Raw genomic sequence first — 13,638 nt, forward strand, 5'->3', positions numbered from 1 at the left:
ACCGCGATCCCCGCCTCGCTGCCGCCGCGCGATCTGCCGGGGCTCGATCCGGCGTGGAGCCGCATCGTCGCTGTGCCCGGCCGCGGCCGCGACGCGGGCAGCACGCGCCACTGGCACTGCATCGACACGGCGGATGCCCTGGGTCGCCTGGGCGTGCACCCCGGGTCGGAGAGGCTGGCCGGCACGATCCTCGCGGTGCACGGCAATCCCACCTGGTCGTACCTCTGGCGCAGCATCGCCGCCGAGTCGCTGCGGCGCGCGGAAGCCGGGCAGCCGGCGTGGCGGGTCGTCGCCGTCGACCAGCTCGAGATGGGCTTCTCGGAGCGGAGCGCCGAGGGAGTGCCGCTCGACCGCCCGCTGGCGCAGCGGGTCGCCGACCTGACGGCGTTCACGGATGCGCTCGGTGCTGATGGCGCCGCGCTCGAAGGCCCCGTCGTCACCCTCGGGCACGACTGGGGCGGCGTCATCTCGCTCGGCTGGGCCGTCGATCACCCGTCGCAGCTGGCGGGCGTCGCGCTGCTGAACACCGCCGTGCACCACCCGGAGGGCGTGCCGATCCCCGCGCCGCTGCGGCTCGCGGGCGCTCGCGGCGTGCTGAGCGCCTCGACGGTCGCGACGACCGGCTTCCTCGACACGACGCTCGCGCTCGCCTCGCCGGCCCTGCCGCCGGCCGTGCGGGATGCGTATCGCGCGCCGTACCGCTCGGCCGAGCGGCGCCGCGGCATCGGCGCGTTCGTCGCCGACATCCCCGTCGACGCGCGGCACGAGAGCTTCGCCGAGCTGACGCGCATCAGCGACGGCGTCGCCGCGCTCGCGGTGCCGGCGCTCATGCTGTGGGGGCCGAACGACCCGGTCTTCGGCGACCGCTACCTCGACGACCTCGTCGACCGCCTGCCGCACGCCGACGTGCACCGCTTCGAGGGCGCCAGCCATCTGGTCGCCGAGGATCGCCCCTATGCCGAGGCAATGCTCGACTGGCTCGACGACCGGGCGGTCGCGCGCCGCGAGCGCGGACCGCGCGCGAGCGTCGAGCGGGCGGCGCCCGATGCCCTCGCGCCCGATGCCATCGCGCTCGAGGCCCTCGCGCCCGAGGCCATCGCGCTCGAGGCCGTCGCGCTCGAGGCCATCGCACCCGAGGCGACGAGCGCGCCTGCCGCAGCCGACGCATCCGCCCCCTTCGTGCCTCTCTGGCGCGGCCTCGACGAGCGCGCCGCCGACGACGCGGTCGCCGTCATCGACATGGCCGCGCGCGGCAGGAGCGGTCACCGCCGCGTGAGCTGGCGGCAGCTCGACACGCGCGTGCGCGAGCTCGCCGCCGGCCTGCACGCGATGGGGGTGCGCAAGGGCGACCGCGTCTCGCTGCTCGTGAAGCCCGGCCCCACGCTCACCGCCGTGCTCTACGCCTGCCTGCGCATCGGCGCGGTCGTCGTGGTGGCCGATGCGGGCCTCGGCCTGCGCGGCCTCACCCGCGCGGTGCGCGGCACCTGGCCCGACGTCGTCATCGGCGAGCGGCTCGGCCTCACCGCCGCGCGGGCGCTCGGGTGGCCGGGCTTGCGCATCTCGGCGGAGCGGCTGCCGGGCATCGCGGCGGCGGCGCTCGGGGTCGCCTGCAGCCTCGCCGACGTGGCCGCGCTCGGCCGCGGCGCCCCGCTGCCCGCCGAGCCCGGCGCCGACGACGAGGCGGCGATCCTGTTCACCTCCGGCTCCACCGGCCCCGCGAAGGGCGTCGCCTACCGGCACGGCCAGCTGAGCGCCCTGCGCGACGTGCTCGCCAGCCACCTCGAGATCGAGCCCGACAGTGGGCTCGTGACCGGCTTCGCCCCCTTCGCGCTGCTCGGCCCGGCGCTCGGCACCCGCTCGGCGACGCCCGACATGGATGTCTCGGCGCCGCGCACGCTCACCGCGACCGCGGTCGCCGCGGCGGTGCGCGAGTCGCATGCCGGCATCGTCTTCCTGTCGCCCGCGGCGATCCTCAACGTGGTCGAGACGGCGGATGCGCTCACCGCCGACGATCGCGCGGCACTCGCGGGCGTGCGCACCTTCCTCTCCACCGGCGCGCCGATCAGCGAGGCGATGCTCACCGCGGTCGCCGAGCTGATGCCGAGCGCCATCCCGCACACCCCCTACGGGATGACCGAGTGCCTGCTCGTCGCCGACATCACGCTCGACGGGGTGCGGGCGGCTGCCGCAGCGCCCGACGCGGGGGTCTGCGTCGGCACGCCCATCGGCGCCAACCGCGTGCTCGTCAGCGCCCTCGACGGCGATGGGCGCGCGACCGGCCAGCCGAGCGCCGAGCCTGGCGTGCTGGGCGAGATCGTCATCTCGGCGCCGCACCTCAAGCAGCGCTACGACCGGCTGTGGCTCACCGATCGCGCGGCGGCGCGCGAGACGCCCGCCGACGGCGCGCGCTGGCACCGCACCGGCGACATCGGCCACCTCGACACCGAGGGTCGCCTCTGGATCGAGGGACGCATCCAGCACGTCATCGTGACCGCCGAAGGGCCCATCGCCCCGGTCGGCGCCGAGCAGGATCTCGAGCGGGTCGACGGTGTGCGCCGCGCTGCCCTCGTCGGCATCGGACCGCACGGGCTGCGGCAGGCGGTCGCCGTGATCGAGCCGGCGACCGGCGACGCGGGGCGCGCTCGCAGGCCCGGGCTCGCCGACCCGCAGCTCACCGCGGCGGCCAGGCGGCGCTCGCGGGTGCCGCTGGCGGCCGTGCTCGTCGTGCCCCAGCTGCCCACAGACATCCGCCACAACTCCAAGATCGACCGCTCGCGGCTGTCGACCTGGGCCGAGCGCGTGCTCGACGGCCAGCGGCCGGGCGCGCCGTGAGCGCGGCCATCGACGGGAGCCCGCGATGAGAGTGCTCGTCACCGGCGCATCCGGGTTCCTCGGCCGCGCGGTCGCCGCCGAGCTCGTCGCCGCCGGCCACGACGTGCGCGCGCTGCAGCGGCGCCCCTCGCGGGTGCCGGGGGTGACGGATGCGCTGGGTTCCGTCACCGACGCCGCGCACGTCGCGCGCGCGATGGCAGGGGAGGGGGGCTCGCTGGAGGGCGGCGCCGTCGAGGGCGTCGTGCACCTCGCCGCGAAGGTCTCGCTCGCGGGCGATCCGGAGGACTTCCGGCGGGTGAACGTGGAGGGCACGCGCACGATGCTCGACGCGGCCGAGCGGGCGGGCGTCGCGCGCTTCGTGCAGGTGTCGTCGCCCTCGGTCGCGCACACCGGCTCGTCGCTCGCGGGCGTCGGCGCCGAGCCGGCGTCGCCGGAGTACGCGCGCGGTGACTACGCCCGGACGAAGGCGGAGGCCGAGCTGCTCGCGCTCGCGCGCGACTCCGAGGCGATGCGCGTGCTCGCTGTGCGGCCGCACATCGTGTGGGGGCCGGGCGACACGCAGCTGATCGAGCGGATCGTCGAGCGCGCCCGCCGCGGCCGCGTGCCGCTGCTGAGCGGCGGCCGGGCGCTCATCGACACCACCTACGTCGACAACGCTGCGAGCGGCATCGTCGCGGCGCTGCATCGGGCGGATGCTGCCCACGGCAAGGCCTACGTGATCACGAACGGCGAGCCGCGGCCGGTCGCCGACATCCTCGCCGGCATCTGCATCGCGGCGGGCGTCGAGCCGCCGCACCGGAGCGTGCCCGCCGGCCTCGCCCGGTTGGCCGGCTCGGCGGTCGAGCGGCTCTGGGCGATCCGCCCGGGCACCGACGAGCCGCCGATGACGCGCTTCCTGGCGGAGCAGCTCTCGACCGCGCACTGGTTCGACCAGCGCGCCACGCGCGCCGCCCTCGACTGGGCGCCGACCGTCTCGATCGACGAGGGCCTGCGGCGGCTCGCGGCGCACTACGCTTAGCCACGCCGCCCCGCACTGCGTCACCGCACGTCCCCGCGCTGCGTCACCGCCCGCGCCAGCGCTGCCGCCCCGCCGCCGCGTGCAGCGTCACGAAACGCGGACGCATCCGCCAAACACACCGAAACGCGGATGCACCCCCCGCTTTTCGCGACCACTCCGCGTTTCGGCACGCCCGCGGCGCGGAGCGACCGAGCCACGCCGCGGATCCGACCGACTCACGCCCACGCCGGCAGAACGTCACCGCGCCGCCCGCGCCCCCGCCCCCAACGTCGCCAAACGCGGACGCATCCGCCAAGCCGCACCGAAACGCGGATGATCCACCCGCGTTTCGCGACGACTCCGCGTTTCGGCACCGCCGCCGACGCTCGTCAGTCCGGCGAGCCATCGAGCAGCAGGAATTGCACGAGCGGGGGAGCAGACTTCACGTTGGGTCGACGACTCTCCTGCAAAGAACCGGGATGCCGCAAGGTCTCGACGAGTCAGGAATTCACCTTCTGATCTCCGTCGACTCATGCTGACCGGTTCGCGACTGCCCTGGGGCAGTCGCGCAGTGCCGCGACACGACACTGCCCCGTCACCGGCATCCGCCAGGATGGTCGCGTGGAGGAACTGCCGTGACCGCCGTCAGCGCAGCGCTGCGCCTGCAGCGCCTCGTCGCCAGCGACGCGGCGCTCGCGCTGCTGCGCGCCGAGCACGCGCCGATCATCGTCGCGCTCCTTGCCCGGCACCTCGGCGGCGAGGTGCGGCGCAGACCGGCCGAGGAGTTCATCGATCTCGTCGACGCCGACCTCGACGCCCTCCGCCCGCACTTCGCGCTGCCGCAGACCGGCAAGGCCTACGCCGCCGCGTGGCGGGCCGCCGGGTGGCTGGTGCGCCGCCCCGCGCCCGAGGCCCGCGCCGAGACCGTCGAGCTGTCACCCGAGGCGCTCCGGGCCATCCGCATCTTCGAGCAGATCGAGCAGCCGCGCGCGACCGCGACCGAGTCGCGGCTCATGACCATCCGCGACCAGGTGCAGCGGCTCGCGGTCGAGACCGATCCCGACGGCACCCGCCGGCGCGAGGCGCTCGAGCGCGAGCGCGCGGTGATCGACGCGCAGATCCAGGCGATCGGCGAGGGCCGCTTCGAGCCGCTCGACCCCGGCCGCGCCAAGGAGCGCGTCAGCGAGATCCTGCGTCTCGCCGAAGACGTGCCCTACGACTTCCAGCGCGTGCGGTTCCGCTTCGACCAGCTCAACCACGAGCTGATGGCCAGCCTGCTCGACTCCGACGAGTCGCAGCGCAGCGTGCTCGAAGACATCTTCCGCGGCGTCGACCTGATCGAGCAGACCGACGAGGGACTCACCTTCGCGGCGTTCTCGGCGCTCGTGCTCGACGCCGAGCGCAGCGAGGCGTTCGAGGCCGACATCGAGAGCCTGCTCGACCGCGACCTCGGCGACGCGATGACGACGGCAGAGCGCCGCTTCCTCCGCACGTTCCTCCGCACCCTGAAGCTCGGCAGCCACGAGATCCACGGCGTGCTCGCCGAGTTCGCGCGCGGCCTCCGCCGCTACGTGCAGTCGCAGGACTTCCAGCGCGACCGGGCTCTCCAGCGCGCCATCCGCTCCACCCTCGCCACCGCGCTGCAGGCGGCCGCGCACCTGAAGCCCTTCCACGCGAGCGGACTCGACCTGCCGCTCACCTCGGTCGAGCTCTCGAGCGTCGGCGCGCTCAGCTTCCACGACCCATCCGAGTTCGCCATCGACCAGCAGGTCGTCTCCCACGAGGCCGGCCTCGCCGACCTCGAGCAGCTGCGGGCGCTCGCGCGCGACACCGAGATCGACTTCGAGGAGCTGACGGGCGTCGTCAACGAGCGCGTGCGCGGCGACGCTCCGCTCACCGTCGCCGAGCTGCTCGCCGACTGGCCGGCGACCCAGGGCGTCGCGAGCGTCGTGGGCCTGATGACCCTGGCGATGCGGCACGGCACGGTCGCGGTCGACGAGACCGAGACCGTCGTCTGGCCCGGCATCGACGGCGCCACCCGCAGCGCCGTCGTGCGCAGCCACCGCTTCGTCGAGAGGATCCCGACATGATCGACACGCGTGCGGGCGAGCAGATGCCCGCGACCGACCTGGCGCTCGAACCCGACGGGGCGGATGCGTCGCCCGGCTCCACGACGCTGTGGCCGGGAGACGTTGGCCGGCTCCGCGAGGACTCGCGGCGGGCGCTGCTCGAGCTGATCCAGGGGCCGTACCTGTCGGCGTCGAACCGCGGCCGGCTCTGGATCGCGCTGCTCGCCGACACCGACGCGATCCGCTCGCGCCTGCACGAGCTGTTCCTCGAGCTGGTGATCGACCGCACCGACGAGATCGCCTTCGTGCGCCCGGTCGACGCCGGCGACCGCCCGGTGCCGCTCGCCGTGCGCTCCCGGGCGCTCACCTTCATGGACACCCTGATGCTGCTCGTGCTGCGCCAGCACCTGGTCGCCGCCCGGGGGGAGCGGCGCGTGTTCGTCGATCGGAGCGACGTCTACGAGCAGCTCGCGCCCTACCGGGTCGCGCGCGACGAGGCGGACTTCGAACGCCGGATGAACGCATCCTGGACCAAGCTGATGAACAAGCTCGGCCTCATCCACCGCGCGGGCACCGACGATCGGGTCGAGATCTCGCCGGCGCTGCGGCTCATCTTCGACGACGACCGCGTGCAGGCGCTGCGCCGCGAGTACGAGGCGGTGATCGAGCGGGGCGGCGCCGCCGCGCTCGACGCGGCAGAAGCCGAGCGTGCCGGACGGCACGCGCAGCCGCCGGAAGACGACGTGGATGACGAGGAGCCGACGCCGTGACGATGCTGGAGATCCCCGAGCTCGACGTGCTCGATCCGACCACGCAGGACCCGACCACGCAGGACCCCACGAAGCAGTGGCGCCTGGCCGAGGTGCAGCTGCTCAACTGGGGCACCTTCGACGGCCTGCACCGGGTGCCGATCGCTCGCAAGGGCCAGCTGATCACCGGCGCCTCGGGCTCGGGCAAGTCGTCGCTGCTCGACGGCATCGCCGCTGTGCTGACGCCCGACGGGCTGCTGCAGTTCAACGCCGCCGCCCAGGGAGCCGGTGCGGTGCGCGGCGACCGCAGCGTCGTCAGCTACGTGCGCGGTGCGTGGTCGAAGGCCGCCGACGAGGAGCAGGATCGCATCGTCAGCCGCTACCTGCGGGCCGGCACGGTCGTGAGCGGCGTGCTGCTGCGGTACGAAGACGGGGCGGATGCGGTGGTCACGCTCGCGAGGCTGATGTTCCTGAAGGGCACATCGACCGACAAGAGCGACCTGCGCGACGCGTACCTGCTCGAGCAGAGCCACCTCGACCTCGATCAGCTGCGGGCCTTCGTGACCAGCCAGGCGAGCGGCATCGACACCCGCGGCCTGCAGCGGGCCTACCCGAAGGCGGTGCTCACCACCAGCGGCAAGCACGCGAAGTTCTACGCGCGGCTGGGCAGCGTGCTCGGCATCAGCGGCGACAACGCGCTGCAGCTGCTGCACCGCACGCAGTCGGCGAAGAACCTGGGCAGCCTCGACCACCTCTTCCGCACGTTCATGCTCGACCGGCCGCAGACCTTCACGATCGCCGACAATGCCGTGCAGCAGTTCGGCGAGCTGGATGCGGCGCACAAGCACGTCGTCGACCTGCGCCTGCAGCGCGACGCACTGACGATCATGCGCGACCTCGGCGACCGCTACGACGACGCATCCGCCCGTGCCACGACCGCGGGCGGGCTGCGGGACCTCGTGCGGCCGTTCGAGACCCGTGAGCGGATGCGGCTCGCCCGGCAGGAGCGGACGGTCGCCGACGTCGCGGCGCAGCAGGCGCGCGCGGCGCTCGACGCGGCGCGCGACGGCGACGCGGCCGCCGCCGAGGATCACCGGCTGGCACTGCAGGCGCTCGATCGCGCGGGCGGCGCTGACCTCGTGCAGCTCGACGGGCGCATCGGCGACGCGCAGCGCGAGGTCGGGCATCGGCGGGCGCAGCTCGAGCGACTGACGCGGCAGCTCGCCGACGTCGGCATCGACCGCGCACCCCGCGACGAGGCGCAGTTCGCCGAGCTGCGCTCGATGGCCGACGACGAGCTGCGGCAGCCCGCGGCCAAGCTCGACATGGAGCATCCCGCCGTGCAGCGGCTCACGCAGTCGACCGAGCGGCGCAAGCGGATCGATGCCGAGCTGCAGGCGCTGCGGCGCTCGCGGAGCAACATCGACGCCCGTCGGCTCGACGTGCGGTCGCGGCTGGCCGCGCACCTGGGGGTGCTCGAGCGGGCGGTGCCCTTCGCGGGCGAGCTGCTCGACGTAAAGCCGGAGGAGCGCCGCTGGACGGGCGCGATCGAGCGGGTGCTGCGGCCGCTCGCCACCACGCTGCTGGTGCGGGCGGAGCATCTGGCGGCGGCGCGGCGCTGGATCGACGGCGAATCGCTCGGCACGCGCCTGACCTACGAGGTCGTGGAGGCAGAGGTGCCGAGCCCGCGCTCGCTCGCGAGCGACGCCTCGCTCGTGCGGAAGGTCGCCGTGGGCGGCGGCGGCTTCCACGACTGGCTCGCGCACCGGCTCTCGGACCAGTACGACATCGCCTGCGTCGAGACCGCCGACGAGCTCGACCGCTTCGCCCGTGCGGTGACGATCCGCGGGCAGGTGAAGCGCTCGGCCACCCGTTACGAGAAGGACGACACGTTCGCCGTCGACGATCCGACACGCTGGCTGCTGGGCTCGAGCGACGCGCGCCACGAGGCGCTGCTCGGGCAGCATGCCGAGGCGGAGGCCGACGTGCGCTCGGCCGCGCGCGAGGTCGAGCTGCTGCAGGCCGAGGTCTCGCTGAGCACGCGCCGTCGGCAGCAGCTGACGCAGCTGCGCTCCGAGTCGTGGGAGCAGTACGACGCCGAGGCAGCGGTTGCGCGCGTCGCCCAGCTGCAGCGGCAGCGACTCGCGCTCACGAGCGCCAGCGGCGACCTGGAGCGCACGGCCGCGGCCGTCGAAGAGGCACGGGTCGCGTCGGCTGCGGCGCGAGCCGCCGCCGACGAGGCGCTCGCGACCGACCGAGCGGCGCGGCGCCAGCTCGAGCTGCTCGACGACGCGATCGCCGGGGCCGACCGCACCATCGCCGCCGACGGGCTCGGCGAGCTCGCAGCGGAGGCCGTCGACCAGCTGTCGGCTCGCTTCCGGGAGGTGCGGCGTCGCATCACGCTCGCCGAACTGTCCGACGCCTCGCGCGAGGTCGAGGGGCGGCTCGGCAAGGAGCGCGAGCGGGCGATCGGCGAGCGCGATCTCGCCGCCCAGGACTTCGCGGCGACCGCGACCGCGTTCAAGACCAGGTGGGCCACCGCATCCGCCGACTTCGTCGCTCGCATCGACGATCGTGCCGGCTTCAGGGCGCTGCTCGACACGATCGAGGCCAACGATCTGCCGTCGCAGGAGCAGAGCTTCCGGCGACTGCTGCGCGACAAGTCGAGCACCGTCGTCGGCTTCCTGCGCAAGGAGCTGCTCGATGCGCCGAAGGAGGTGCGCGAGCGCATCGCGCCGGTGAACGAGTCGCTCGGCCGCTCGCAGTTCGACCGCGACCGGTTCCTGCGCATCAGGGTGAAGCTGACGCGCGGCGAGATCGTGCAGCGCTTCCTGCAGGAGCTGACGCAGATCGCCGAGGGCAGCTGGGACGACGAGGATGCCGCCTCGGCGGAGCGCCGCTTCGCGGTGCTCGCGCAGTTGATGGCGAGGCTCGCGTCGAGCGACTCCGCCGACCGCAAGTGGCGCGAGCTGTGCCTCGACACCCGGCAGCACGTCTCGTTCCTCGCAGAGGTCATCGACCGCTCGGGGCTCGTGCACGAGACCTACGACTCCGGGGCGTCGCTCTCGGGCGGGCAGCAGCAGAAGCTGGTCGTGTTCTGCCTCGCCGCGGCGCTGCGCTACCAGCTCACCGAAGACGGCTCGGCGCTGCCGCGCTACGGCACCGTGATCCTCGACGAGGCGTTCGACAAGGCCGACAGCACCTACACGCGCATGGCGATGGACGTCTTCGTCGAGTTCGGCTTCCACATGGTGCTCGCCACGCCGCTCAAGCTGCTGCAGACGCTCGAGCCCTACATCGGCGGGGTCGCGGTGGTGCAGAACCCGACGCAGCGGCAGTCGACGGTCGACCAGCTGGGGTTCGCGGAGGCGACGTGATCACGGTCGCCGACGCTCGTGCGCGGGTGGCTGCGCGGGTCGCGGCACTCGCTCGCGACTGGGCGGCGTCGCCAGCCGCTGCCGCCGAGGCGAGTGTGCGGATCGCCCTGCACCCCCCGAGCGAACGTGAGGCGCTCGAGCAGCAGTCAGCGGTGATCGCGTGGCGCGACTCCTGGCGAGCGGTGGCCGACGAGCCCGGAGTGGCGGTCGAGTGGGCGACCCGCAACTGGAGCCGACTGGGCGCGCAATCGGTGCCGGTGCGGGTCGCCGTCGAGGGTGCGGATGCGCTGGCCCGCTTCGCCGGGCAGGGTTCGATGGATGCCTGGGCACGCCTGCGCGATCGGGTCGCGACCGCGATCGAGGAGTTGGGTGGCGGCGCGACGGTCGCCGCGGCAGCGCGCTCGCACGCCACCGCGCTGACCGGGTATGCCGACGCGGAGTTCGACGCCGTGCTCGCCGTCGCCCGCTGGCTCGCCGAGCAGCCCGTGGAGGGCATGCGGCCGAGGCAGCTGCCCATCCGCGGCGTCGACTCCAAGTGGTTCGGCGCGCACCGCGCCGTGGTCTCCGCCCTGGTGATCGCGGCGAGCGGCAGGAAGACGCTGGGCATCGTGGGCGACGAGCAGCAGTTCCGCGTTCGACTGCTCGACGACGGCATCCTGCCCGCCGCTCCGCGCGCGTTCGGCGCATCGATCGCGGCGCTCACCGGGCTGCGCGTCGAATGCGAAGCGGTGCTCGTGCTCGAGAACCTCGAGAGCCTGCTCGCGCTGCCGGGGCTGCAGGGCGTCATCGCGGTGCACGGCAACGGCTTCTCGGCCGCAGAGCTGGCTCGCGTGCCGTGGATCGCCGCGAACCCGATCCTCTACTGGGGCGACCTCGACTCGAACGGCTTCGCGATCCTGCACCGCCTGCGCTCCGCGCTGCCGACGGTGCGCAGCGTGCTGATGACGGAGGACGCCCTCCTCGCGCACCGCGACCTCTGGGTGCCGGAGCCGAAGCCGGCTCGCGGCACCTTCCCGACGCTCGACGTCGACGAGCAGGCGGCGCTCGACCGCCTGCGCGACGAGGGCGACGTGCGGCTCGAGCAGGAGCGCATCCCCTGGGTCTTCGCGCTCGAGCGACTGCAGACCGCGCTCGGCTGACTGAGTCGGTTGCTCGGCCCAACCGGAGCGGAGCGGCCGCTAGATGAACTCGAGCGGGTCGAACTCGTCGATCGCGATGATCCGCACGCGCGGCAGTCGGCTGTTGAAGGCCGCGACGTCGTACTCGAGGTCGAACAGCTCCATGCCCGGCACCTCGCGCAGGCTGTTGGCGAGGAACTCGCCGAAGCCGATCACGCCGATGCGGCGCTCGCCGGCCTCGGAGAGCAGCTCCATCTGCGGCGCGAAGTCGCTGTCGTGGCTGACGAGCATCACGTCGGCGTCGCGGGCGACGAGCGCCTCGGCGGTGCGCTGGATGGCGATGTCGACGACCTTGCCCTCGCCGCGCAGCGGCACCGGCCGGTAGCCGATCGCGATCAGGGCCTGGACGAAGGATGCCGGCAGCTCACCGGGGACGGCGAGGAAGAACAGGCCCTTGACCGGCTGCTGCCACGCCTGCTCGGCGAAGGCGAGCACCTTGTTCCAGCGCGGCCGCTCCTCGGGCTGCGGGCGCCGCTGCAGCAGGGAGACGCCGAGCGTCGCATCGATGTTCTCGCCGTCGACGAGGAGGTAGGTGGTGCGCTCGGCCATGTCGCGACCCTATCGGCGCTGGTGCAGCAGGCGGCCGTGCCGCGCTCGGCGGGCTGCGAGAGGCTGTCTCACCGATGGCCGCGGCGCCGGTGCTCCACCGCCGCACACGACAGCTCACCGGGGCGCAGATCGCCGACCATCCGCATGGTCGCCAGCACGAGCTGCGCGACGAGCCACACCGAGCAGCCCGGCAAGAAATCGAGCGAAAGGCCCTCGCAGGCGCTGCCTCGGCAGCGATTCCACCCGAACTCGATGAGGTCGTCGACCTGGCCAGGGTCTTCGTGACGCTGCACCAGGTGCGCCTGCCATCCGCCGTCCTCGACCATCGTCACCACGATCGACATGTCGGACTCGACGGGCAGCAGCCCCATTCGCATCGCCGCGCGACCGTGCCTGCCGCAGTCGCATGCGCGCAGGCCACGGGCGGCGATCTCGCTCGCGGGCAGGAACGCCACCGGAACGATCGACATCGCGTCTCCGGTGAATCGCACGTGGTCGAGCATGCTGACGACTTCGGCGACATCGTCGTTCCACTCCGCCCCGAACAGCACATCGTCGCGCAGCATCTGCCGTGCCTCACCGTCCCCATCATCGACGCCGAGCGGCACATGTTCGCGCAGTCGCACCGGCGCACCGGCATGACGCGCGATCTGCTCGGCCTCTTGTCGAGTGCGCGCGAGGCAGATGAAGGTGGCATGGCGCCCGACGACGTCGAACTCGAATCGGTGGGTGGCATCCGCTCTCATGCCGAGAGGATGCGTCCTCACCCGGATCGCGCGCGGGTGCCGGGAGGTGGCCTGTGGACAAGCGATCGCTCAGCGCGCGCCGCTGCTCAGTTCGGATGGGTGGCGCCGATCTGCAGCCCGCCCTTGCGACGGTGCACGCTGAAGTAGCGCAAGCCATCCGGCCCCGCCTCGATCGCCCGGCGCGAGCGGCGGGGAAGCCAGACGATTGCGCCCTCGGTCAGGCCGACCTCGGTCGAACCCGAGCGCAGCACCCCCGAGCCGGCGAGCACATGCAGCAGGACGTCCTCATCCGGCCCGACGTGGTCGGCGATCGCATCGCCCGGCGGCAGCGCGATCACGTTGGCGTCGAGGTGGCGGTCCGCCGGCTCCAAGCGCCAGATCGCGCCGCTCTCCCCGGCGTCTGCGGCGGCCGCCAGCTCGGTCGTGCTGCCCAGCAGCCTCACCGCTGAACCGCCCGAGCCCGGGCCGCCCGCCTGCTGCACCGACGCATCCGCCATGTCTGCCTCCCGGGGCGAGGCTACGCCTGCGCGACCGCCGCGCGGCGCCTGCGCAGACGCTTGCCCGACGCTGACGCGCCGTCGTGCGCCCCGGGAGTACCGTGCAGCCATGAGCGCAGTGGTTCGCGCCTCTGGTCGGGCGCATCTCCGGTTGCTGGGCAGCATCGCCGGGGCCTTGTTCGGTGCGGCGGGCATCTTCCTGCCGTTCGCCGCCATGCAGCTGATCGCGGTTGTCACGGGCGTCACCGCCCTGCAGCCCGACGACTGGGTCGAGGGCGTGCTGACCGTGGTGCCGCCGGTGCTTGGCGCCGCGCTGAGCGTGCTGTGGCTGCGCCGGGCCGGCGTCGAGCGCGCGGGCCGCGTGACGGCGCTGGCCGGGCTGCTGTCGGCCTGCCTCGGGTGGTTCTCGCTGATCCTGCTCACGCCGGTGATGCTGCTGCTCGGCACGTTCGGCGTGCTGCTGCCAGATACCAGCATGCTCGCTCTGCTGCCGTGGATCGCCGCGGCCCTCGGCGCCCTCGGCGGCTTCTTCTTCTGGCGCTCGTTCGCCCGCACGCTGGGCAGCGCTCGGGAGCCGATCGCGGTGCAGCCGCCGCCGGCGGTCGGCTGATCCGCGAGCGCTACACGCACGCCCCAGCGACGCG

At 73.6% G+C, this 13,638-nt stretch carries 10 protein-coding genes; 7 read left to right on the forward strand and 3 right to left on the reverse strand.

Annotated features, from left to right (window positions below; genetic code table 11):
- Nucleotides 1–6 precede the first annotated feature (6 nt).
- The 6 genes from Q9250_RS08440 (at nt 7) to Q9250_RS08465 (ending at nt 11,163) form a co-directional block, all read left to right on the forward strand.
- The gene (locus Q9250_RS08440) at nt 7–2,832 is read left to right on the forward strand and encodes an alpha/beta fold hydrolase (protein ID WP_306233961.1); all 2,826 of its coding nucleotides are present in this window, start codon (nt 7–9) and stop codon (nt 2,830–2,832) included.
- Nucleotides 2,833–2,857: 25 nt separating this feature from the next.
- Nucleotides 2,858–3,850: an NAD-dependent epimerase/dehydratase family protein gene (locus Q9250_RS08445; protein WP_306231422.1), complete on the forward strand. Its 993-nt coding sequence runs from the start codon at nt 2,858–2,860 to the stop codon at nt 3,848–3,850.
- A gap of 614 nt (nt 3,851–4,464) precedes the next feature.
- Complete coding sequence (locus Q9250_RS08450) at nt 4,465–5,919, forward strand: DUF3375 domain-containing protein (RefSeq protein WP_306231423.1); 1,455 nt, start codon at nt 4,465–4,467, stop codon at nt 5,917–5,919.
- Complete coding sequence (locus Q9250_RS08455) at nt 5,916–6,668, forward strand: DUF4194 domain-containing protein (protein ID WP_306231424.1); 753 nt, start codon at nt 5,916–5,918, stop codon at nt 6,666–6,668. The genes Q9250_RS08450 and Q9250_RS08455 overlap by 4 nt, the downstream gene beginning before the upstream one ends.
- Before the next feature lie 2 nt (nt 6,669–6,670).
- Nucleotides 6,671–10,024 (forward strand): ATP-binding protein, encoded by a 3,354-nt coding sequence (locus Q9250_RS08460; protein WP_306233962.1) that lies wholly within the window; start codon nt 6,671–6,673, stop codon nt 10,022–10,024.
- 26 nt (nt 10,025–10,050) lie between these two features.
- Nucleotides 10,051–11,163: a Wadjet anti-phage system protein JetD domain-containing protein gene (locus Q9250_RS08465; protein WP_306233963.1), complete on the forward strand. Its 1,113-nt coding sequence runs from the start codon at nt 10,051–10,053 to the stop codon at nt 11,161–11,163.
- Nucleotides 11,164–11,202: 39 nt separating this feature from the next.
- Here Q9250_RS08465 and Q9250_RS08470 read toward each other — a convergent pair whose 3' ends face one another.
- From Q9250_RS08470 to Q9250_RS08480, 3 genes are all read right to left on the reverse strand, one after another.
- Nucleotides 11,203–11,751: an NYN domain-containing protein gene (locus tag Q9250_RS08470; RefSeq protein WP_306231425.1), complete on the reverse strand. Its 549-nt coding sequence runs from the start codon at nt 11,749–11,751 to the stop codon at nt 11,203–11,205.
- Nucleotides 11,752–11,819: 68 nt separating this feature from the next.
- Nucleotides 11,820–12,497, reverse strand: coding sequence for a hypothetical protein (locus Q9250_RS08475; RefSeq protein WP_306231426.1), 678 nt, complete (start codon nt 12,495–12,497; stop codon nt 11,820–11,822).
- 86 nt (nt 12,498–12,583) lie between these two features.
- Nucleotides 12,584–12,994, reverse strand: a complete 411-nt coding sequence (locus tag Q9250_RS08480) for a cupin domain-containing protein (protein ID WP_306231427.1) — start codon at nt 12,992–12,994, stop codon at nt 12,584–12,586.
- Nucleotides 12,995–13,103: 109 nt separating this feature from the next.
- On the opposite strand from Q9250_RS08480, the gene Q9250_RS08485 reads away from it, so the two are divergent.
- Nucleotides 13,104–13,604: a hypothetical protein gene (locus tag Q9250_RS08485; protein ID WP_306231428.1), complete on the forward strand. Its 501-nt coding sequence runs from the start codon at nt 13,104–13,106 to the stop codon at nt 13,602–13,604.
- The last annotated feature ends 34 nt before the right edge of the window (nt 13,605–13,638 follow it).

The sequence above is a fragment of the Agrococcus beijingensis genome (genome assembly GCF_030758955.1).
GTDB lineage: Bacteria > Actinomycetota > Actinomycetes > Actinomycetales > Microbacteriaceae > Agrococcus > Agrococcus beijingensis.